Here is a 22,318-nt window from a genome sequence, read left to right as displayed (position 1 = left end):
GAGGTTTCGCTCCCCCGCGTTGTGGGTAACAGTATCGGCTCGTTCCGACCAGTTGGAAGGGAGTGCGATAGTTGTTACCCGGTCGATGTGGGCTATCGGTGGGCAACGGCAGTTCGCTACACCATCAGCTGAACAGGCGATCCATTCGCTGCAGATGGTCGATCGGCGCCGAGTCTCGGGTGTCGAGCCAGGGGCGATCGACCACCTTTCTCGCGTCCTCCTGGCTCACCCTGAAGCCAAGCGCAGCAGCGAGCACATGCAATGCCAGCACCGGCGGCATCGCGTTGCCGATCTGCTGCGCAACCTCCTTACCCGACCATGGGTAGTCGGCTGGGAAGGTCTGCAAGCGACCTGCCTCGTACGGTGTCAATCGTTCAAGGGGGTTACCTTCAAGGTCGACAATCCTGTTGCGCGACACCTTCCCTGTGATCGTGGCCGACGGTTGGTCGGAGGTACGGACACCGCGCTGCTTCGCGAAGCCACCCGTCCCGTAGTTCGAGATCACCTTGAACGGGCCGCCGCGGTCGAGCGCCTCACCCATTGACTCCCACGGCAACAGCGATGCATTCCCCTCAGACCGGTCCACACCCTTGCGGTATCTGCGATGCGTCGGCATCGGCAGTTTGCGGTCGCCGTCGAGGCTCGCGATGAGGATCGCACGTCTGCGCGATTGCGGTATACCGAACTCTTCAGTGCGTAGAACCCCGTAGTCGACGTGGTATCCGAGACCATCTTCCAGAACCCGCGCCATTTCCTTCCATACCGGCAAAACGGCTTGAACCTGTTCCAGCACAATGACTTTGTATGGCGTACCTGCGTTAGCCGCATCCATGGCCCAGCGGAGCGGTTCGAGAACCAGACCGGTGCGCTCATCGTCCAACCGAGCGACTTCACGGGTGACATTCTCGCCTGCTGCCATCCGCCGGACGAACGACAGCACCTTGGCCAACGCATCCCGGCCCGCGCCGGAGCCCGCAACTGTGAAGGTTTGGCATGGCGGGCCGCCCGCCAGAATCCACGCGCCAGGCACGTGACCTGGCCCGAATTCGCGGACGTCGTGGGGCGTGAAATTCAACCCTGCCTCGAGCCGGGTCTCACACGCATTTCGGTCCCACTCGAACCCGTATACGTCAAGACCCAACCACCGAGCTGCAACATCGAGACCACCAGGCCCGGCGAACAGATCAACCATGTCCGCTCGACACGGCAAGGTCTGTTGTGGGTCGTTGGGCATGGTTCGGAATCTTAGCTCTGCGGCAGCGGCCCCCGCGACGGCCGTCACAGCGTCGTCAGGGCCGACCGCAAGGCAACGCCGAGCGCGCAGGCGAAAGGCGGCGGCGTTGCGTTGCCAACCTGGCGATATCGTGCAGTCTTCCGCCCTTCGAACGTCCAGTACGACGGGAATCCCTGCAAAGCTGCGACCTGCTCGACAGTTAGCTTGAGCATGTGGGCGGGTCCCTGCGATGGGTTCCACACAAAGTTTGCCGATGGTGAGCTGTTGGCAAGAGCTCGGCCGTTGACTCCGACCTTCGCCCAGGCGCGAACCGATCCCTGCGGCCCAAGATCTCCACCACCCCGATCCCATGAGCCGCCGACGATCGTCGGTGCGATGATGTCGGCCTGGGCGGCCCACTCCCCCGCTTGCGGCCACCCGTTGACACTCATCGATGCCCTTAACACGGCTCCCACTGTCAGTCCCGGCGCAGGAGGGAATGGGCGTAGACCCTCGAGGAAGGACGTGATGCCGCCTTCCCGCACGGCAGCCATCACGGCGTATTCGCGGTGCTGCGGTACACCAAAATCACAGGCGTCCAACAACAACCAGCAGTGCTCATACCCCGCGTCCTCGAGATGCTTGGCAACGCGGGACCTGCTCGACTCGTACTCGTCACGTTTGAAGAGGTCGGGGACGTTCTCGATCAGCAAAGCGCGCGGTCGCAATTCCACTGTCAACCGTGCGGTCGTCTCGAAGAGTTCCAGCTCCCAACTGCTGCCCCTGGGTCGCGATGCCGTAGCTGCCGACTTCACCCGCGGAAGTCCCGCGGCAATGACATCGATTTCACGGTGTCCCGGCAGTTCGAATCTGGGCTCGAATTGGAGTAGGTCCTTGTGCAACACATTCCAGCCAGGACGGTTTGCTCGCAGGGTTTCACATGCCACGTCGCGGTTATCGAGCAGGAGCAGCGGGTCGAATCCGGCTTGTTCCAGTCCGAGCGCAAGTCCACCAGCACCTGCGCAAAACTCCACCGAGGTAAGGCGGTTTGTCCGCGGCAAGCTTTGTGTACGGTGAGCTGGTTCACCCCTCATCGCCACCCCCTCGCCGTCATGATGACTGCAACTCGACCAAGAATACCGTTCCACGACGGGCAACACCGGCGTCCTGGCCATACTTGATGCCGTGACCGAGTGGGTGCCGACGCGGTACGTCTCTCCGGATGAGCTGATCGCCAACGAGACGTCGAAGGGTGGGTTCACGCAGGCCGCTCTGGCCGAGTGGGGAGTGCCCTGGCCTCCACCCAAAGGATGGAAAAGGGCTGTGTCAGACCAGGATCGGTGGTCTGAGGATTCGACGACGTTTCTTGAATAGCTGACGGCTATGGTACGGTCGGCGCACAAGTCAGGCCCCGGAGGTGCGCTAACACCACCGAGGCCCTGGGCGAGAATCTGGTACCAGCAGACTCACCGCCGTAGGCAGGAAGCCTACCGATGATTCTGGCGTCTCCGCCAACCTCCCCCCTTGCCGCTGTGCGCCCGGGCGAGTTGTGCGGGTGATGCGCCTTACCCGCGCAGTCGTCGCCCGTCAGAGGGGCCGATGCATCTATTCCGATGACACAGGGTCGGCCGGTAAAGGCGGACTCGGACGGCTCCACCGTGGTTGGTGGCGGGGATACCAGGGCTTCCCTGGGTGTTCCTGACTCTGTGCAGAATCCCAGTCCCGGCCCTTGCCGAGTAATGCCCGGCGGGCGTGCATCACCAAACGACCGTAGCGACGACCGACCGGCGGACTTCGCGTCACGGGTGCATCCGTACCTCGCGGTACCGGGGTACCCCTGCACTCCCTCCGCTCTCCCACTCCCAGCGGGACGGGCAGTCGCGCGTCACCAAAAGTGGTACCTCTATTCACATGTACCTGGGCTGGGGTTTTCGTTGCCATGCACAGTGATTCGGCGAAGTTCTGGCGCGTGGCGGCGGAAGGAGGGACCCTCGGAGTAGAGGATCGCGTTACCCAGGAGCCGCATGACTGTCAGAAGTGACCGTGAAGGTGGCTTGCCGGAGACATTGCCCGCGCTGGAGCAGTTGCCGGCGGATGAGGCTCGGGATCTGTTCGAGTTGATGAGGGCCGCGAGTACGTTCGAGGCGGCCGCGTTGGACAAGTCCATCGATTCGATGGTCTCTGCGTTGCCGCGGCCGCTGCGTCGGGTGACGAAGAAGATCATGTTCGGCGGCAGATGACGGACCTGACTACGCGGGCGCAGTTGATTCTGCTGGCTCGGACGTTGCATGTTCATCCGCAGCGGTTGGATCACCTGCGGTATCTGGGGGCCGATCGGCTGCATGCGTTGCATCAGCAGATCTCGGGGGTGTTGTTCGATCAGCACACGGAGACGTTTCGGCGGATCAGTGCGCTGGTGCCGTTCATTCCGTTGACGATCTCGATTCCGCTGGTGCAGAAGCTGGTTCCGCCGATGATGACGGGGCGGGCGGCGGGGTCGGTGGGGTTGGATCATCCGGGCAAGGCCGCTGAGACGTTGACGATGCTCGAGGCGGGCTACGCGGCGGATTGTGCGCCCTATCTCGATCCGCGGGCCATCGAGCAGCTGGCCGATCAGATGGCGCCGGGGCCGATCGTCGACATCGTGAACGAGTTGCTGCGGCGGCAGGACTACGTGACGGCGGGTCCGTTCTTGTCCTGTGCGACCACGGAATTGATCGCGGCGGTCGAGGCGGGGGTCCGCGATGACGCGGGGCTGATCTTCTCGGCTGCGTTCTCCTACGACGTCGACGTGCTCAGTGCGGTGGTTCGCCAACTGCTGGATGGGCCGCATCGGCGGGTGCCGCGGATGACGCAGACGGTGTTGGCCGGCTCTCCCGACCTGCAACATGCTGCGCTGTCGGTGTTTTCGCGGTGCGCGCCCGATGTGATCCGCCGGGTGGGTGACATTCTGTTCGGGAATGCGCAGCCCGGTGAGGTCGCGCGGTTGGTGCGCAACGCGCTCGCGCTCGGGGCGGTGCCCGAATTCCTCACGCTGGCCGGGTATCTCACGCCGCTGGGGCTGTGGACGCTGGTCGGCAATCCGGTGTTCAGTGATCCGGATGTCGGGGTGGATCTGGTCGCGCCGATGGATGGGCGCGGCGATGCGGAGAGTTGGCGTGGGCTGTTCACGTTGATGTCGCGGATGGATGACGATGTCAGGAGCGCTGTGGGGTACGCGCTGGCGTTGCTGTCGGAGTCCGCGGTGGCGGAGTTGCCCGCGCGGGCGACCGAAACCGGGTGCTGGCCTGCACTACTCGATCTCGTGGCGGTTTCCGGGGAGCGGGGGCAGTCGCGGTTCGGGTCGATCTGGGCGCAGTTGGGGCCGGAGCGGCGGGCCTATCTGCACCGGTGCATCACCGAGCTCCGATACGACACCAGGTTGGCCGAGATCACGGCACTGGTCGAGCCGGTGGAGGTGGATCTGCTGTTCTATCAGCGGCGGCAGAAGGGGCGGTATCGAGGCTGACTCGGGTCAGCCCTGCCATCGGCCCCAATCCCTTTGGGCGTGCAGCACAGCGGGGTCGACGACACCCCAGATGCGGATCTCGAACCGATAGTCACCGGGCTGAGGCTCGAGGAGACCTTCCACCGCATGCACGCCGGGGGTCGGAGAGAACACCCGGCGTAGTCCGAGGACATCGGCCCATTGATCGACCACCCGGCCCGGGTGCTGCGAAAGATGGCTACCGGCTTGACCTTCCACAGACAGGACGGCCTCCATGCTGTCATCGCTGGTCACCGATGGCGCCACGAACCAGGTCAACGGCAATAATCCGACCGCTTTGCCGAGTTCGTTGAGATGTTGGGCGACAGCCGCCTCGATCGCCGAGCTCAGCTGGGACAGATTCATGGGTTAGGTATAGCGCGCCGACGCAGACGGGGCGAACTCATGGCTGAGTGCGGGTGAAGCGGCTCCCCCACTCCCGCAGCTGCGCAACCAGTTCCGGCGGGCCGAGAACGCGGAAATCTGCTCCTACCTTGCCCAGCAACAGGATCGGCCAGTCGAGCTCGTCGACGGTCATTTCTATGTGGGTGCGGTTGTCGGGGAGGGCGGTGATGGTGCACCAGCGCCCTACCCGGGTGTGGACGTCGGCGGCGGGGGCTTCTATCTCGGCGGTGACGGTGTAGCCGGAACGGCGGGCGCCGATGGCGTTGTGAACGAAGGTGGCGGCGTCGGGGGCCGGGAGGGGGCGAGGGCGGAAGCGGGTGCCGGTGGTCGCGGAGGCGGTGAGGCGGTCTACGCGGAAGGTGCGCCAGTCGTGGCGGGTGAGGTCGTAGGCGACGAGGTACCAGCGCCGGCCCAGGGAGACGAGGCGGTGGGGTTCCACTTCCCTGGTGCTGGTGCGGCCGTCCGCGGCGGTGTAGGTGAAGGTCAGGCGTTCTTCGCGGCGGCAGGTGAGGGCCAGATCGGTGAGGACGGCGGGGTCCACGTCGGAGAGGGGGACGGCGGTCCAGGCGGTGGATTCGGTCATGGCGCGTAGGGCGTCGACGCGGCGGCGTAGGCGGGTGGGCAGGACGGTGACCAACTTGCCGAGAGCGCGGATGGACGGTTCAGCCAGGCCGTCGCCCGCACCCTGGGAACCGGCTTGCAGGCAGACGGTGATGGCGACGGCTTCGTCGTCGTCGAGGACCAGGGGCGGCATCGCCGCGCCCGCGGCCAGCTGATAGCCGCCGTCGACGCCGGGGCGCGCGTCGACGGGATAGCCGAGTTCGCGAAGGCGGTCGATGTCGCGGCGCAGGGTGCGGGCCGAAACACGAAGGCGTTCGGACAGTTCCGAGCCGGACCAGGACCGGTGGGTCTGCAGCAGCGACAGCAGTCGGAGGGTGCGTGCGCTCGTATCGGCCATATTCCGATTATCTCGCAATTGCGGTCAGAAACTGGCCGCAATGGGTTCTACCTTGGGTTTCACAACACCGACAAGCAAAGGATCCGGCCATGACCACGAGCACCCAGATCGACACCGAGCGCACCGACATCCTCGAGATGCTCGCCAAGCACCGGCTGTTCCTGCGCTTCACTGTCCGCGACCTCACCGACGAGCAGGCGGGTCTGCGCACGACCGCCAGCGAGCTGTGCCTGGGCGGTCTGATCAAGCATGTGGCCGCGGTGGAAGCGAATTGGGCGGGTTTCATCCTCGACGGGCCCACGGAAGCCCCCGATTTCTCCTCGATGACCGAGGAACAGATCGCGCAATGGGGCGAGATCTTCCGGATGCTGCCCGGCGACACGCTCGAGGGCATCTTGGCCGAGTACGAGCGGGTGGCCGCACGCACCGACGAGCTCGTGCGCACCCTCCCGGATCTGAACGTGAGTCAGCCCCTGCCGCAGGCCCCGTGGTTCGAGCCCGGCGGACGCTGGACCGCCCGCCGCACGCTGATGCACATCATGACCGAGACCGCCCAGCACTCCGGGCACGCCGACATCATTCGTGAATCGCTGGACGGAGCGAAGTCGATGGGGTGATCTCGGCGAACAGGGACTCGGCCGCCGCACGGTGTTCGGTGGCGGCAGCCGGGTCCGTCGTGTCCAGAACGTCGGCGATGCCCTGGTGGGCTGTCGCCTCCTCGAAGCGGTGGCCCAGTCTCGGTGCCAGGGCCAGGGTTTCGCGGTAGAGGTCGAGGGCTTCCCCGGGCAGGCCCGCGAGGCGGCAGGTTTCGGCGTAGCCGTTGAGGAAGTGGATCTTCCAGTGGTCTTCGAAAAGGGCGTCCAAGAGTGCGAAGGCCTCTCGGTGGCCGGCGAGGGCTTCGTCGTAGCGACCCATTTCACGCAGCGCGACGCCCCGGCAGTTCAGGCACCACGCTTCGTTGTGTTTGTGGCCGTCCTCGCGAGCGAGGGCGAGGGCCTGATCGAGGTGCTCGAGGGCTTGCGCGGGTTCGTCAGCCGCGATCGCTACGCCGAGAGTGATCTGGGCCTGCAGCGAGGGATTGACCGCGGGGATCGCGAGGGCTTCGCGGGCGAGTTGGACGGCTTGTTCGCGGTGACCCAGTTGGAGCAGGGCCCAGGCTTCGCTGGCGACGGCGTCGGCGGCGCTGGTCGGGCAGCCGCCGGTGGTGTAGAGGTCGCGGGCTTGGCGGAACAGTTCCAGTGGTTCTTCGATACTGCCTTCGTCCCAGCGCAATTGGGCGCAGCGCATCGTCAGTTCGGCTCGGGGTAGCGGGTCACCCACTTCGGCCACCAGGGGTGCGGCCGCGGCGTAGGCGGCGGCCGCTTCGGTCATCCGCCCTGCGTTGTATCGGGCGAAACCCAGGTCGCTGTGAGCTTCGGCGAGTTGGCGCGGGTCGCCGAGATTCTGTGCGGCGGTGAGGGATTGCTCGAAGAGGGCGTTGAGATGTGTGGTGCCGCACCGGCGGGCGAAGAACGCGCGCATGAAGCGCGGCAATTCGCAGACGTGGGTGTCGGCGCCGACTTCGACTGCGGCGTAGAACACGGCCATCAGGTTGGTGTACTCGGAGACGAACCAGAAGAACGCGGCATCACGGCCGGGGAACCGCGGCAGTTCGGCGGGCGGTGCGCCCGCCGAGACCGGGCGGGTCGGCGACAGGAACGGCATAGCGGCGTCGGCGGCAGCCGCGGTGTGCACGTAGTAGTCGAGGACGCGGTGTAGCGCGCGTTCGCGGTCGGCGGGGGTGTCGTGTTCGAAGGTGGCGGCGCGGGCGTGCTGGCGGACCAGGTCGTGGAGGCGGTAGCGGCCGTCGGCCGGTTGCTGGACCAGGTGCGCGTCGAGGAGATCCTCGAGCATCGTGCGGGCACTGCGCAGCGAGACGTCGGCCACGGCGGCGGCGACGTAATCGGTGAACGTGGAGCCGGGGATCAGGCCGAGCAGCCGGAACAGGCGACGCTGGTCCCGGTTCAGCTGACGAACCGACATGCCGAAAGCGGTGTCGAATTCGCTAGCCCCCTCCGACATCCGCTCCACGAGAATGCCGACCGACCAACCCGGGCGATGACGGAGACGAGCGGCCGCGAGGCGCAGTGCCAGCGGGAGGTTGCCGCACAGGCGCAGCACTTCGGCGGCCTGCTCGGGTTCCTTGGCGAGCCGTCCGAGGCGTGCGTCACCGCTGGCCCGCACCAGCAGCTCGGCGCTCTCCTCGGGAGTGAGCACATCGAGGGTCACCGGCGGGACCTCGTCGAGCTCGAGCAACCGGTTGCGGCTGGTGATGATGGCGACCGACTCGCCCGCACCGGGCAACAGCAGGCTGACCTGCGCGGCATCGGCGACATTGTCGAGCACGACGACAGCGCGCAATCGCGCCAACTCCGAGCGCCAACAGGCCGCACGCAATTCGACGCCCCCGTCCTGCGGCACCCGCTCCGAGGGGACCTGCAACGCGGCCAGCAACGCGCGGAGGGCGGCGTCGGGGTCGAGCGGCTGACGTCCGTCGGTGAAGCCGTGCAGGTCGAGATACAGCTGAGCGTCAGGGTATTCGGCGGTGAGCTGATGCGCGGCGTGCACGGCCAGGGAGGTCTTCCCGACGCCTGCCATGCCGTCGATGGCGACCACGCGATCGGCACGGACGGCGGCGATCACCTCGGCCAGTGCCTGTTCGCGGCCGGTGAAGTCGGGCACGTCGCGGGGCAGGTCGTTGCGTGGCGGCGGTGGGGCGTCGGCCGGCGGGCTCGGCGGGGCCGGCTGGCGGCTGGTCTTCGGCGGGGCGGGCAGGGGGTTGTTGGCGCGCTCCCAGAGCGGACGCAGCGGGCGTGGATCGCGTTTGACCAGGCGGCACAGCTCGATGACCGCCGGCCACGGCGGGACCGTCTGGCCGCTGAGATAGCGCGAGAGCGAGGACGAGCTCAGGCCGGTGTCGCGGGCCAGGGCGCGCACGCCGCGGCCGGACAGTTCCTGAATCAGGCGCAGGCGCGAAGCGAGCTCGTCCTGCGGGTACGCCCGTGCCGTCTGCTGTTGCACAACCACCGTATTCCACTCCCGTTGTCCCGGCCCGGACCAGAAATCTCACGACCGACAAGCGGGTGGTCAGGGCCGTTTTCAGCTGTCCCACAGTGTCCCACAGCCATTCTGTTCCAGCGCCGGACGGGCTGTTATTGAGTCACACCGCAAGCAGCGGAGAAACACCGAACAAGGAGAACGACATGCAGTCTCGGATGAAGAACCCCGCCATGGTCCTCACCGACGCGATGGGCCCCATCCAGCAGGTACTCAAGGCCGTGGAGACCGGCGGCGTGGACAGCGAGATCCTGGAGCTGGTGCACCTGCGGGTCAGCCAGATCAACAATTGCAGCGCCTGCGTGCACGGCGGCACCACCACCGCACGCAAAGCGGGCGTCAGCGAAGACCGCCTCGCCACCGTGGTCGCTTGGCGCGAGACCCCCTTCTTCTCCGAGGAAGAGCGCGCCGCCCTCGAACTCGCCGAGGCCGCCACGCGGATGGCCGACCGTCCCGACGCGGTCACCGATGAGATCTGGGACAGCGCCGCCAGCTACTTCGACGAGAAGCAGCTCGCCTCGATCGTGCTGATGATCGGCGTCACCAACATGTTCAACCGGCTCAACGCCACCACCCGTCAGATCGCCGGCGCCTGGGGCTGAGGCCCCTCCTCTCGAAAGGAACAGTGACAATGTCCGCGAATCAGCAAGCGAGCAAGAGCAATGCACACGGCGGGTTCTCTCGCTGGATGCAGCACCGGATGAACGCGCGCATGAACCGCAAGATCCGGCGCGGCAAGGGCACTTTCATGGGGATGGACGTGCTGATCCTGCACACGGTCGGCCGCCGCAGTGGCCAGCCACGCGATACCCCGATCAGCTGGTTCCCCGGCGAGGACGACTCCTGGCTGCTGGTCGCCTCGGGCGGCAAGGACGGGCACCCCGACTGGTTCCTCAACCTGATGGGCAATCCCGATCAGGCGACCGTCCAGCTCCCCGACCACGACCCGGTCGCCGTGACGCCCCGGGTTCTCGACGGCGCCGAGCGGGCGACGGCCTGGGACCACATCGCGGCCGCCCAGCCCCGCTACGACAAGTACCAGGCCAAGGCAGGCCGGGAGTACGCGGTCGTGCGGCTGGCGGCCACCGCTTGAACGCTCGTGTCGGTGGCGCAACGAAAACAGAGGGCCTGCCGAGGCATTTCAGACTTCTCGGCAGGCACGGGGAACCGAGCCCCCGACGAGCACGCCTCGGCGCCGCGACCATCACCCACAGTCAGCGTCGACCTGGCCGAGCTGAATCAGGCGGGCAGCAGTCTGCCGATCACCTCGGCGAGCTGGGCGACATTGCGGCATTCGTGCATGGTGACGATGTCGGTGTAGTCCTCGGCCGCCGAGTCGCCGGTCGACCACGAGCGCGACGGCTCCGGGTTGAGCCAGTAGACGGCCTTCGCTCGCTCGGTGATCGCCTGCAGCGCGGCGAGATTCGGGTCGGTGCGGTTGGTGCGGGCGTCGCCGAGGATCAGGACGCAGGTGCGTGGTCCGACAGCGTCGAGGTAGTGGTCGACGAAACCCTGGAGGACCTCGCCGTAATTGCTGGATCCGAACCGGGCGACGCCGCCTTCGCGCACGATGTTCTGCGCGAAGCCCGGCGGTGGCGGTTCGCCGGGGGTGAAGTACTGGGTGATCTCGGCACAGGTGTCGACGAAACCGAAGCTGCGGACCTTGCTGAACTGGTCCTGCAGCGCCTGCACCAATTGCAGCGTGAATTCGGCGAAACCGCTGACCGAACCCGAAACATCAGCCAGCACAACGAGGTCGGGCCGACCACGCTTGCGAGCCCGCAGCACCGGATCGACCGGGACACCACCGGTGGCCATCGATCGACGCAGGGTACGGCGCAGATCGATCTGACCGCGCACCGCCTTCTTACGGCGCACCGCCAGCCGGGAGGCGAGCTTACGGGCCAGCGGGTGCACCAGGCGGCGCATCTCGGCGAGGTCCTGTTCGCGAGCGCCGAGGAAATCCGTTCGGTCCGCGGAGTTCTCGACGCCGCGCCGGGCGATGTAGTCGGTGCCGCGCAGTTCGGCCGAACGCAGCCGTGCTTCGGTTTGCACATCGGCGCGGAACTGGTCGACGCGGCGACGGGCCTCGATGGTACGCACCGCCGTATCGAACTGCCCTGAGCCACCCATGGTTTGGGCGAGTTGCTCGGAGATCTCATCCGGGCGTAGCGATTTCATCGTCAGGTAAGAGGACCAGCCCGCGCCGGAAGCCTGGGTGACCCGGCCCGCGCTCTCCCCCGCACCGCCGTAGGCACCGAAGGTGTCGAGCGCTTCGCGGGCCAGCTCGGCGGTGTCCTCACCCTGGACCAGGGTGGCCATCAGACGCTCGCGCAGGTCCTCGGCGCTCTCGCTCGGGCGCACGGGTGGCAGCGAGACGCCGAGGAAGTACAGGTCGAAGAGCTGGTCGAAGACCTTGCGTTGGCCGTTGCGGCGCAGCAGGCAGGCGGCCAGGCCCGAGCGGAGCACGCGGGCGTCGGTGGTGCCGAGGGCTACGACCGCCGCGGCCGCGTCGATGGTTTCACTGGGGCCCGCGTGAATGTTGTGCTCGCGCAGCAGGGTGACGAAATCGACGAGCCGAGTGCTGGTGGGGGCGAAGCGCGAATCCGTTGCCGCGACAGACGCCGAGCCGCCGAGGTCATCGCGGCTCGTCACCGCACACTGCCGTCCGTCTGGTCGTCGAGACCGAGGCGGTCGATCGCCACGCGATGGTCCGACTGATACTTCAGCAGGACTCCGAGTGTCGAGCGGACCACGCCGCCGGTCAGCGACCGCGTGCCCAACGCGACCAGAGTTCTCGCCCAGTCGACTGTCTCGGCGATCGAGGGTGCTTTGCGCAGCGAGAGCTGCCGCAGCGCACTCACCGTCGCCACCACCGGTTCGGCCAGCGCCGCATCCAGCTCGGGGACTTTGAGCGCGACGATCGCCTTCTCCAATTCCGCTGTCGGATAGTCGATATGGAGATACAGGCAGCGGCGCTTCAACGCTTCGGACAGGTCGCGGTGGGCGTTGGAGGTGAGGATGACGAAGGGCTTGCGGACGGCGGTGACCGTGCCGAGCTCGGGGATGCTCACCTGGAAGTCGCCGAGGACCTCCAGCAACAGACCCTCGAGTTCCACGTCGGCCTTGTCGAGCTCGTCGATGAGCAGCACCGTGGGGTCGGAGTTGCGGATCGCCGCCAGCAGCGGGCGGGCGAGCAGGAACTCCTCGGTGAACACGTGGTCGCGGGTGCTGTCCCAGCCCTCGCCGGACGTGGCGGTGATGCGAAGCAGCTGCTTGGCGTGGTTCCACTCGTACAGGGCACGGGCCTCGTCGACGCCCTCGTAGCACTGCAGACGGATGAGCTCGGCACTCACCGCGGCGGCGATCGCCTTGGCGAGCTCGGTCTTGCCGACCCCGGCGGGACCCTCGATCAGCAGCGGTTTGCCGAGGCGATCGGCGAGGAAGACCGCGGTCGCGATGTCGAGGGACGGCAGGTAACCGGCAGCCGTCAGCCGGTCGGTCACCTGGTCCACCGAGGAAAAGAAGTTACTCATCGGTAATGAGTGTATCGAGTGTTGCCGAGATGGCGGCGACGCGAGCCCCCGTAGCTCCGACGCTGCCGGTTCGGCCTCAGTACGGGTTGTCGGCCACCGCTACCCGACCGTCCTTGATCGCGGCCTGTAGCAGGCGGTAGTCGGCCATGCTCTGATCCGAATACGACATCGCGAAATCACTCAGTGCCGTGTCGAACTTCTCGCTGCCGCCGATGTAGGCGTTGATGGCCAGCGGATCACCGGAGCGGCAGTGGGCACGAGCCAGCACGCCACCGCAGACGGCGCCATAGTTGGACAGTTGCCGGTGGGTCAGATTGTCGATATCGACGGAACCCTTCATGTCACGGAACTGACGCCAGTAGTGATGCACGCCCTCGGGGCCGGTGGCCCAGCCGAGGAAGATATCGCTCGACGCCTGCATCAAGCGCTGACCGGCGACGACGCGATGTCCCTGGTGCTTGTACCGGCTCGCCTTCTGATACGGCGCCAGCACAGACGTGTCGGCCTCCTTCAACTGCAGGAACAGCGGAGCGCCGGACTCCTTGTCCATCAGCAGCGCGATGAAGCATTTGGTGCCGACGCTGCCGACCCCGACAACCTTCACGGCGGCCTCTACGAAGGTGTAGCGGTTGAGTAGCACGCGCATGTGGTCGGGCAGGGTGCGCCGGTATTCGGCGAACAGCGCCGTCACGGTCGCCGCGTCAGGGGTGGTGATGGGTACCAGCAGCGGCGGCTGATTCTTGATCCGCGGAATGCCGTCGACATCGGGCTCGGTGAGTTTGTCCAGTGCCTGCAGGCTGGTGCGCTTCTTGGCCGCGGCGATCGTCTTCTCGGCCAGCTTGTGGCCCTTCTTCTTCTGGGCCAGCTCGAGGACCATGTCGGAGTCGACCCGGTCGTACCAGATCTCGAGACTGTCCTGCTCGGTCATCGTCTCGATGCCCTCGCGATAGCCGCGCGCGGTCGCCTCCGCCGCCGATGCCGCGTCCTCATCGGAACAGCCGTTGTTGAGCGCCGCGACCGTGACACTGGCGACCAGGCGTTTGACGTCCCACTCGAACGGGCCGGGCAGCGTCTCGTCGAAGTCGTTCACATCGAACACGAGATTGCGTTCAGGAGTGCCGAAGAGCCCGAAGTTCGACAGGTGCGCGTCGCCGCACAGTTGCACGATGAGCCCGGTATCGGGACCGGATCCGAGGTCATTGGCCATGATCGCCGCGGCACCCCGCAGAAAGGTGAACGGCGACACCGCCATTCGCGCCATCCGGATCGGCACCAGACTCGGCACCCGCTTCGCGTTCTGCTTCAGCAGAATCGCCACCGGGTCCTCCCTGCCCGGCTCCGGTTTCCACTCCCCCAACGCCGACCGCGAGACGCGCTTACGCGCCGCCTTACCGACCTCTGCCGCCTGCCGATCGAAATCCTCAACCGTCGTCATCGAGCAAGTCTCGCGCTACCGGGCCACCACGGCAAGGACCAGCGGGTAACCATGCGGTGACAGAGTGCGCCACCGCCCAGCAAACACGATCAACTCATCGAGCAAGGGGCGGGTGCCGCTACGGACCAAGCCGCCTGCGCCACTCGTCGACTCGGCGGACGAGCTCCTGCCACCAGGTCAGATGCGGGTCCGGTGGTGGAGCCGGCCAAGGCTCGGGCGTCGGTTCGGGGTCGGGTGGCGGAACGAGCACCTTCCGGCGAATCCCGGTGCAGGTGAACTGGGTCGCCCGATAGGGGTTCCCGTTCTCCGCCCACTCGGAGACGATCAGGGTGAACTTGCCGTCCTCGAGCCTGCTGTAGGGATGTATGTAGCCGCCGTACAGGCGCGGGACGGTGTCGACACCGCGCGGCATCCCGGTGATCGGCCGGTGGGTGTGGGTCGTGATCCAGTTCGTGTTGTCGATGCGGTCGCCGACCTTGACGAAGATCGAGTAGTCCCCCGCGTCGAATCCGGAGATCACCGCCCGGTTCTCGACATAGCGCAGACAGATCTCGCCGAACTGCCAACCGGGCAGGATCGGCGTGGGCTCACGGTTCCAGGCCCAGTTGCCGCCGTCCCAGCCCCAGCCCTGCCAGGCGTGCGGATCGGACAGACCTTCGACCGTCGCGCGCCACAGCAGCATGTCCTTGTTCCTGGCCAGGCCGCCGGTGGAGATGATGTGCACCCAGCCGCTGTGCGGGTCCTTGGCCCAGGAGATCATGACCCGCTTGCCGGCGAAGGCGCCGCACCAGAACTTCGACCCGCTGCGCGCCCAGGTGACGCCGCTGTCGTCGGATGTCCACACCTCGCACCACTTCTCGTTGCCCAGGCCCTGGGTGTACATGACCCACAGGTAGACCCGGCCGTCGATGGTCATCGCGTCGCACGGCAGGACGGTGGAGTACTCGGCGTTGTCGTGCTGGTAGTCCCACAGCTGGCGGCCGTCCGTGCTCGGCGCGGTGGCCATGACGATCGGCTCGGCGGGGTCGCGCGCAGATGTGCGCGTGATGACGGGGGAACGCCAGTTCCCGATGCCGCCCATCGGTGGGCCGAACGGGCCGTCCCCGGAGAACGAGTCGCCCCAGATGAAGCCGACATCGCCGTTGGGCAGCTCGAACGGAATCGCGAGATCGCCGCCGCCGAGGTCGGCCGACGGCACAGGGTTCAGATCCGTGACGCGGATGACACACCCACCCCGGTCGGCTCGAACCAAAATCGTTGGGCTGGTTTCGCTTCCGTCACGCCACCAAGTTACGCCAGAATGCCGAAAGGCCCGCTCGCACGTGGCGAACGGGCCCTTCGAGACGCGGTGAAACCTTACGCGGTTTCGGTGATCGGGCGGTCGACCCAGCTCATCAGGCCGCGCAGCTTGGCGCCGGTGACCTCGATGGGGTGCTCGGCGTTCTCCTTGCGCAGACCCTCGAGCTCCTTGTTGCCGCCTTCGACGTTGGCGACGAGGCGCTTGACGAAGGTGCCGTCCTGGATGTCGGTCAGGATCGCCTTCATGCGCTCCTTGGTGCCGGCGTCGATGACGCGCGGGCCCGACAGGTAGCCACCGAACTCGGCGGTGTCGGAGACCGAGTAGTTCATGCGGGCGATGCCGCCCTCGTACATCAGGTCGACGATCAGCTTGAGCTCGTGCAGGACCTCGAAGTAGGCCATCTCGGGGGCGTAGCCCGCCTCGACCATGACCTCGAAACCGATCTTGACCAGTTCCTCGGTGCCACCGCAGAGCACGGCCTGCTCACCGAAGAGGTCGGTCTCGGTCTCTTCCTTGAAGGTGGTCTTGATGACGCCGGCGCGGGTGCCGCCGATGCCCTTGGCGTAGGACAGCGCCAGGGCCTGGCCCTCGCCGGTCGGGTCCTGATCGACAGCGATCAGAGCCGGAACGCCCTTGCCGTCGACGAACTGACGACGCACCAGGTGGCCGGGGCCCTTCGGGGCGACCATCGCGACGGTGACGCCGGCCGGAGCCTTGACGAGACCGAAGTGGATGTTGAGGCCGTGGCCGAAGAACAGCGCGTCGCCGTCCTTCAGGTTGGGCTCGATGTCGTTGGTGAAGATCGACGCCTGCGCGGTGTCGGGGGCGAGCACCATGATCACGTCGGCCCAGGCGGAGACCTCGGCGGGGGTGCCGACGGTCAGACCGGCCTCTTCGGCCTTCGGGCGAGACTTCGAACCCTCGGCCAGGCCGACGCGGACGTCGACACCGGAGTCGCGCAGGCTCAGCGAGTGCGCGTGGCCCTGGCTGCCGTAACCGATCACGGCGACCTTGCGGCCCTGGATGATCGACAGGTCAGCGTCGTCGTCGTAGAACATCTCGACTGCCACTTTGGTTGGTCCCTTCTGAATGAATGCGGTTAGGAAAAGTTATCGCGGTGGTTGCTGAGGGAGGTTCAGCGGGTCGCGGTGATCGATTTGGGGCCGCGGCCGACGGCCACGACACCGGACTGCACGATCTCGCGGATCCCGTACGGCTCGACCATGCGCAGCAGCGCGTCGAGCTTGGAACGGGTGCCGGTCGCCTCGATGGTCAGCGCGTCGGGCGACACGTCGATCACCTTGGCGCGGAACAACTGCACGGCCTCGATCACCTGCGTGCGCACCGACGCGTCGGCCCGCACCTTCACCAGGATCAGCTCGCGGGCCACCGAGGCGTCGGCGTCCTGCTCCACGATCTTGATGACGTTGATCAGCTTGTTGAGCTGCTTGGTGACCTGCTCGAGCGGCAGATCATCGACGGTCACGACGATCGTCATACGCGAGATCTCGGGGATCTCGGTGCCACCGACGGCCAGGGATTCGATATTGAAGCCACGGCGCGAGAACAGGCTCGCGACTCGCGCCAGCACGCCCGGCTTGTCCTCGACAAGGACGCTCAGGGTGTGGGTGGTGCTCATTCGTCGTCGCCCTTCTCGGAGGTGGCCTGCTCGCGTTCCATCGCCTCGTGGATGACGGCCGGTTCGGAGACCGACTCGTCCTCGTCGAAGAGCGGACGGATACCGCGGGCGAACATGATCTCGTCGTTGCTGGTGCCCGAGGCGACCATCGGCCACACCTGGGCGTCCTTGCCGACGATGAAGTCGATCACGACCGGGCGGTCCGTGATGGCCTGGGCCTGGCGGATCGCGTCCTCGACCTCGGACTCCTTCTCCACCCGGATGCCGACGCAGCCCAGCGCCTCGGCCAGCTTCACGAAATCGGGGATGCGCAGGGAATGCGTGCCGAGATCGGTGTTGGAGTAGCGCTGTTCGTAGAACAGGGTCTGCCACTGGCGGACCATGCCCAGGTTGCCGTTGTTGATCAGGGCGACCTTGATCGGCACGCCTTCGATCGCGCAGGTGGCCAGTTCCTGGTTGGTCATCTGGAAGCAGCCGTCACCGTCGACCGCCCAGACTTCCTTGTCCGGCGCGCCCATCTTGGCGCCCATCGCGGCGGGAACCGAGTAGCCCATGGTGCCGAGACCGCCCGAGTTGAGCCAGGTGCGCGGGTTCTCGTACTTGATGAACTGCGCGGCCCACATCTGGTGCTGGCCGACGCCGGCGCAGTAGATGGCCTCGGGGCCCGCGAGACGACCGAGGGTCTCGATGACGTACTCCGGCGAGACCGAGCCGTCGCTGGGCGTCTTCCAGCCCAGCGGGTAGTTCTCGCGGATGCCACTGAGGTAGGCCCACCATTCGGTGAGGTTCAGCAGCGGTGCGTCACCGGCCTGCGGATCGGCCTTGAGGGTCTCGATCAGCTCGACGATCACCTCACGCGCGTCGCCCACGATCGGGACGTCGGCGTGGCGGTTCTTGCCGATCTCGGCCGGGTCGATGTCGGCGTGGATGACCTTCGCGTCGGGCGCGAAGGAGTCCAGCTGACCGGTGACGCGGTCGTCGAAACGGGCGCCGAGGGTGATCAGCAGGTCCGACTTCTGCAGCGCGGCGACGGCACCGACGGTGCCGTGCATGCCGGGCATGCCCATGTTCAGGGTGTGGCTGTCGGGGAACGCGCCCCGCGCCATCAGCGTGGTGACCACCGGGATACCGGTGAGTTCGGCCAGCTCGAGCAGTTCCGGCGAGGCGTCGGACTTGATGACGCCGCCACCGACGTAGAGCACCGGCTGCTTGGACTCCAGGATCATCCTGGCGGCCTCGCGCACCTGCTTGCCGTGCGGCTTGGTGACCGGACGGTAGCCGGGCAGACGCATCTCCGGCGGCCACGAGAACGTGGTCTGGGCCTGCAGCGCGTCCTTGGTGATGTCGACCAGGACCGCGCCGGGGCGACCCGAAGCGGCGAGGTAGAACGCCTCAGCCAGGGTGCGCGGGATCTCGGCGGCGTCCTTGACCAGGAAGTTGTGCTTGGTGATCGGCATCGTGATGCCCGAGATATCGGCTTCCTGGAACGCGTCGGTGCCGACCAGGCTCGACGGCACCTGACCGGTGATCGCCACGATCGGGACCGAGTCCATCTGGGCGTCGGCCAGCGGGGTCACCAGGTTGGTCGCGCCGGGACCGGATGTGGCCATACACACACCGACCTTGCCCGAGGCCTGCGCGTAACCGGTCGCCGCGTGACCGGCGCCCTGCTCGTGCCGGACCAGGACGTGGCGGACCTTCTTCGAGTCGAACAGCGGGTCGTAGACAGGAAGGACCGCGCCGCCGGGAATGCCGAATACCGTGTCGACGTCGAGCTCTTCGAGGGACCGAACCACCGACTGGGCGCCGGTCACGCGCTCGGGCGCGACCTGGCGGCGGGTGGGGTTGGTCGCCGGGCTACCAGGGGTAGCTGAAGGCGCTGACCTGCGGGCCGATGGCCCGGGTCGTGCGGTTGGTGCACTCACCGTCTTCGTTCCTCACTGTCTCGTTCTGACTCGGACTGACCCGACAGGGCCGCTGGCATTCGCCCGAACACAAAAAAGCCCCCGCCCAGCGCATGGCTGTTCGAGGGTGGCGCGTCGCAAACGCGAGCTGACGTATTGACTAGGTGTCAGGCTCAGCGCTGGACGCGCCGGCCGATTACGAGCTCGTTTCGAATCACGCATACGACGTTAGGCGCGCGTAGTGCGTCGAGTCAAACAGGCTTTCCGCTCCGGTCCCATTCTGTGGGACTCGAGTGGTTGCGTGGGTCCGTGTACCAAGATGCGAGGATAGGAGGGTGTCATCACCGCATCAGTCCGTGCCACCGGCTAAATCGTCCCACACCACCGACGAGGGAACCGATACGGGTCGCCCGTCGCGACCCGGCGGCCTGCGCTCGGCCAGTCCGGGGCGGCTCGCGGCGATCGGCGCGGTGGTGCTGGCCTACCTGGCCTTCGTCGTCGTCGGCACCGTGCAGGACTGGTCGCTGGGGGTGCGGATCGGGCTGATCGTGCCCGTCGCGGTGGTCGTCTGGCTGCTGGTGCCGCGCCGGACGAACACGCCGACGCCGGGTGTGCACGTGATCGGCGTTCCCCGCCTGGCCTATATCGGCGTGCTGGTGCTGGCGTTCTGCGTGTTCTTCCCGTTCGTCGGGTGGCCGGCCGTACTGTGGCCGCTGCTGCTGGCCCCGGTGATCGCGGTGTGGTGGGTGGTGCGCACACACACGACCGTGTCCGAGACCGGGCTGGATCTGAGCTCGATGACCAGCACGAAGCACCTCGACTGGGCGCGGATCAAAGGGATCAGCATTCCCAAGCGCGGCGCTGTGCGCGCCCGGCTCGACGACGAATCCGAGGTGAAGCTGCCTGCCGTCGGATACGACCGGTTGCGGGAGCTGATCGAAGCGTCCGGCGGGCGACTGCCCGATGTGTTCGCTGCCGCCGAGGCGGCCGAGGCCGAACGCCTTGCTGCCGAGCGGGCCGCGGCGAAGGCGGAATCCGACGCGAAGACCGAGCCCGAAACGAAGGCGCCGTCGGAGTCGAAGGACGAGCCGGAGTCCGAGCGGTAACCATCGGCACTGTGGGAATCAGCACGTCGGGAATCAGCGGGTGGGCGGCGGCCTTGTACCGGTAAGCTGACGGCAGCCGGGCAACCCCGCGCCGACGGCACCACCGCGGCGACACCTCACGGAGCGACACTCCCGCCTCGAGCCCCGGTTCCCGCTCCCCAGCACGCCACCACCGGCGCGATGCGACCATCGCTCGCCGGAGTAACGTGAAGGGCTGCCGGACGCACCGCGATCGCGCACGTGCCACGCAGGTCAGCCCCCTGCGCGCACGCTCGCCACGCACCCAGCGACATCACGAGGACTTCCATGCCACCGCTTCGCTCACGCACCACCACCATCGGCCGCAATGCTGCGGGCGCGCGCTCACTCTGGCGCGCGACCGGCATGACCGATTCCGATTTCGGTAAGCCGATCATCGCGATCGCGAACTCCTACACCCAGTTCGTGCCCGGTCACGTGCACCTCAAGAACATGGGCGAGATCGTCGCCGAGGCCGTGGCCGCCGCCGGTGGCATCGCCCGCGAGTTCCACACCATCGCCGTCGACGACGGCATCGCCATGGGTCACGGCGGCATGCTCTACTCGCTGCCCTCGCGCGAGATCATCGCCGACTCCGTGGAGTACATGGCCAACGCCCACACCGCCGACGCGCTGGTGTGTATCTCCAACTGCGACAAGATCACTCCCGGCATGCTCAACGCCGCGATGCGTCTCAACATCCCCGCCGTGTTCGTCTCCGGTGGGCCGATGGAGGCCGGCAAGGCCGTGGTCGTCGACGGTGTCGCGCAGGCACCGCTCGACCTGGTCAGCGCGATCTCCGCGAGCGCGAACCAGGCCGTGTCCGACGAGGGCCTCGACGAGGTCGAGCGCTCCGCGTGCCCCACCTGCGGTTCGTGTTCGGGCATGTTCACCGCGAACTCGATGAACTGCCTGACCGAGGCGCTCGGCCTCGCGCTGCCGGGCAACGGTTCCACCCTTGCCACCCACTCCGCGCGCCGTGCGCTGTTCGAGCGGGCCGGCACGGTGATCGTCGATATCGCCAAGCGCTGGTACCAGGACGACGACGCCTCGGTGCTGCCCCGCAACGTGGCCAACGCCAAGGCTTTCCGCAACGCGATGGCCCTCGATGTCGCCATGGGCGGCTCGACCAACACCGTGCTGCACACCCTCGCCGCCGCGCAGGAAGGCGAGATCGACTTCGACCTGCAGACCATCGACGACATCAGCCGCAAGGTGCCGTGCCTGTCGAAGGTGTCGCCGAACTCGGATTACCACATGGAAGACGTGCACCGCGCCGGTGGCATCCCCGCCATCCTCGGTGAACTGCGTCGCGGCGGCCTGCTCGAGACCGACGTGACCACCGTGCACACCGCCGACTACGAGGAATTCCTCGACACCTGGGATATCCGCTCGGGCAAGGCATCCGACGAGGCGCTCGAACTGTTCCACGCCGCGCCCGGTGGCGTGCGCACGGTCGAACCGTTCTCCACCAGCAACCGCTGGTCCTCGCTCGACACCGATGCCGCCGGTGGCTGCATCCGCGACGTCGAGAACGCCTACACCGTCGAGGGTGGGCTGTGCGTGCTGCGCGGCAATATCGCTCCCGACGGCGCGATCCTCAAGACCGCCGGCATCGACGAAGACCTGTTCACCTTCGAAGGCCCGGCCGTGGTGGTCGAGTCGCAGGAGGACGCGGTGTCGATGATCCTCGGCAAAAAGATCCAGCCCGGTGACGTGGTCGTCATCCGGTACGAAGGCCCAGCAGGCGGTCCCGGCATGCAGGAGATGCTGCACCCGACCTCGTTCCTCAAGGGCCTCGGTCTCGGCAAGGTGTGTGCGCTGATCACCGACGGCCGCTTCTCCGGTGGTACCTCGGGGCTGTCGATCGGCCACATCTCCCCCGAGGCCGCCTCGGGCGGTGCCATCGGCCTGATCGAGAACGGCGACCGCATCCGCATCGATGTGCACACCCGCGCGCTGGAAGTGCTTGTCTCCGACGAGGTCATGGCCGAACGCCGCGCGAAGATGGAAGCCTCGGAGCGCCCGTGGCAGCCCGTCAACCGCGACCGCACGGTCACCACCGCCCTGCGTGCCTACGCGGCGCTCGCCACGTCGGCGGACAAAGGTGCCGTTCGTCAGGTGCTGTAGCCGCCTCCCCGCGTATTCAGGCCAGATTCAGGCTCGCCGCCGGTCGTTGATG

Annotated in this window: 19 protein-coding genes; 7 read left to right on the top strand and 12 right to left on the bottom strand. The window is 66.9% G+C overall.

The genetic code is table 11. The annotated features are described in order from the left end of the window. Window positions 1-124: 124 nt before the first annotated feature. Together ACFULV_RS09360 and ACFULV_RS09355 are read right to left on the bottom strand one after the other, a co-directional pair. Window positions 125-1,234 (bottom strand): DNA cytosine methyltransferase, encoded by a 1,110-nt coding sequence (locus tag ACFULV_RS09360; RefSeq protein WP_378654967.1) that lies wholly within the window; start codon window positions 1,232-1,234, stop codon window positions 125-127. Between the two features lie 44 nt (window positions 1,235-1,278). After that, window positions 1,279-2,247, bottom strand: coding sequence for a DNA cytosine methyltransferase (locus ACFULV_RS09355; RefSeq protein ID WP_378654964.1), 969 nt, complete (start codon window positions 2,245-2,247; stop codon window positions 1,279-1,281). Window positions 2,248-3,237: 990 nt separating this feature from the next. Between ACFULV_RS09355 and ACFULV_RS09350 the strand changes: the two genes are divergently transcribed. Together ACFULV_RS09350 and ACFULV_RS09345 are read left to right on the top strand one after the other, a co-directional pair. Then, on the top strand, window positions 3,238-3,453 hold the full coding sequence (locus tag ACFULV_RS09350) for a hypothetical protein (protein WP_056812051.1): 216 nt from the start codon (window positions 3,238-3,240) through the stop codon (window positions 3,451-3,453). Then, complete coding sequence (locus tag ACFULV_RS09345; RefSeq protein WP_378654962.1) at window positions 3,450-4,721, top strand: hypothetical protein; 1,272 nt, start codon at window positions 3,450-3,452, stop codon at window positions 4,719-4,721. The genes ACFULV_RS09350 and ACFULV_RS09345 overlap by 4 nt, the downstream gene beginning before the upstream one ends. A gap of 6 nt (window positions 4,722-4,727) precedes the next feature. Here the strand turns inward: ACFULV_RS09345 and ACFULV_RS09340 are convergent, their stop codons facing one another. Together ACFULV_RS09340 and ACFULV_RS09335 are read right to left on the bottom strand one after the other, a co-directional pair. Then, a complete protein-coding gene (locus ACFULV_RS09340; RefSeq protein WP_378626273.1) occupies window positions 4,728-5,105 on the bottom strand; it encodes a hypothetical protein in 378 nt (125 codons plus the stop codon). Between the two features lie 37 nt (window positions 5,106-5,142). Continuing rightward, window positions 5,143-6,102: a helix-turn-helix transcriptional regulator gene (locus tag ACFULV_RS09335; protein ID WP_378654959.1), complete on the bottom strand. Its 960-nt coding sequence runs from the start codon at window positions 6,100-6,102 to the stop codon at window positions 5,143-5,145. Window positions 6,103-6,191: 89 nt separating this feature from the next. Between ACFULV_RS09335 and ACFULV_RS09330 the strand changes: the two genes are divergently transcribed. Beyond that, window positions 6,192-6,719 (top strand): DinB family protein, encoded by a 528-nt coding sequence (locus ACFULV_RS09330; RefSeq protein ID WP_378654957.1) that lies wholly within the window; start codon window positions 6,192-6,194, stop codon window positions 6,717-6,719. Here the strand turns inward: ACFULV_RS09330 and ACFULV_RS09325 are convergent. Further along, on the bottom strand, window positions 6,679-9,168 hold the full coding sequence (locus ACFULV_RS09325) for a tetratricopeptide repeat protein (RefSeq protein WP_378654954.1): 2,490 nt from the start codon (window positions 9,166-9,168) through the stop codon (window positions 6,679-6,681). The two genes, ACFULV_RS09330 and ACFULV_RS09325, sit on opposite strands and share 41 nt — an antisense overlap. A 176-nt stretch (window positions 9,169-9,344) precedes the next feature. Here ACFULV_RS09325 and ACFULV_RS09320 point away from each other — a divergent pair, with 176 nt between their 5' ends. Both ACFULV_RS09320 and ACFULV_RS09315 read left to right on the top strand, forming a co-directional pair. Continuing rightward, window positions 9,345-9,800, top strand: coding sequence for a carboxymuconolactone decarboxylase family protein (locus tag ACFULV_RS09320; protein WP_378626269.1), 456 nt, complete (start codon window positions 9,345-9,347; stop codon window positions 9,798-9,800). Window positions 9,801-9,829: 29 nt separating this feature from the next. Continuing rightward, a complete protein-coding gene (locus ACFULV_RS09315; RefSeq protein ID WP_378654951.1) occupies window positions 9,830-10,291 on the top strand; it encodes a nitroreductase family deazaflavin-dependent oxidoreductase in 462 nt (153 codons plus the stop codon). 146 nt (window positions 10,292-10,437) lie between these two features. Here ACFULV_RS09315 and ACFULV_RS09310 read toward each other — a convergent pair whose 3' ends face one another. The 7 genes from ACFULV_RS09310 to ACFULV_RS09280 form a co-directional block, all read right to left on the bottom strand. Further along, window positions 10,438-11,853: a VWA domain-containing protein gene (locus ACFULV_RS09310; RefSeq protein ID WP_378654948.1), complete on the bottom strand. Its 1,416-nt coding sequence runs from the start codon at window positions 11,851-11,853 to the stop codon at window positions 10,438-10,440. Next, window positions 11,850-12,734, bottom strand: a complete 885-nt coding sequence (locus tag ACFULV_RS09305) for an AAA family ATPase (RefSeq protein WP_378654945.1) — start codon at window positions 12,732-12,734, stop codon at window positions 11,850-11,852. Before ACFULV_RS09305 ends, ACFULV_RS09310 begins: the two co-directional genes overlap by 4 nt. A gap of 76 nt (window positions 12,735-12,810) precedes the next feature. Continuing rightward, a complete protein-coding gene (locus ACFULV_RS09300; RefSeq protein WP_378654942.1) occupies window positions 12,811-14,169 on the bottom strand; it encodes a DUF2252 domain-containing protein in 1,359 nt (452 codons plus the stop codon). A gap of 118 nt (window positions 14,170-14,287) precedes the next feature. Further along, complete coding sequence (locus ACFULV_RS09295) at window positions 14,288-15,367, bottom strand: DUF4185 domain-containing protein (protein WP_378654935.1); 1,080 nt, start codon at window positions 15,365-15,367, stop codon at window positions 14,288-14,290. Window positions 15,368-15,525: 158 nt separating this feature from the next. Continuing rightward, entirely contained in the window at window positions 15,526-16,527 is a 1,002-nt protein-coding gene (ilvC, locus tag ACFULV_RS09290; protein ID WP_174551969.1) for a ketol-acid reductoisomerase, read from the bottom strand. A gap of 77 nt (window positions 16,528-16,604) precedes the next feature. Continuing rightward, window positions 16,605-17,108, bottom strand: a complete 504-nt coding sequence (ilvN, locus tag ACFULV_RS09285) for an acetolactate synthase small subunit (RefSeq protein WP_019048314.1) — start codon at window positions 17,106-17,108, stop codon at window positions 16,605-16,607. Then, window positions 17,105-19,033 (bottom strand): acetolactate synthase large subunit, encoded by a 1,929-nt coding sequence (locus tag ACFULV_RS09280; protein WP_378626246.1) that lies wholly within the window; start codon window positions 19,031-19,033, stop codon window positions 17,105-17,107. The genes ilvN and ACFULV_RS09280 overlap by 4 nt, the downstream gene beginning before the upstream one ends. A gap of 314 nt (window positions 19,034-19,347) precedes the next feature. On the opposite strand from ACFULV_RS09280, the gene ACFULV_RS09275 reads away from it, so the two are divergent. Further along, window positions 19,348-20,118, top strand: a complete 771-nt coding sequence (locus ACFULV_RS09275) for a PH domain-containing protein (protein ID WP_378654930.1) — start codon at window positions 19,348-19,350, stop codon at window positions 20,116-20,118. A gap of 306 nt (window positions 20,119-20,424) precedes the next feature. Next, window positions 20,425-22,266, top strand: a complete 1,842-nt coding sequence (gene ilvD, locus ACFULV_RS09270; protein WP_378654927.1) for a dihydroxy-acid dehydratase — start codon at window positions 20,425-20,427, stop codon at window positions 22,264-22,266. Window positions 22,267-22,318: the final 52 nt, after the last annotated feature.

The organism is Nocardia sp. NPDC057272 (genome assembly GCF_042668615.1).
Taxonomy (GTDB): Bacteria; Actinomycetota; Actinomycetes; order Mycobacteriales; family Mycobacteriaceae; genus Nocardia.
This window is presented reverse-complemented; position numbering and strand designations above follow the sequence as displayed.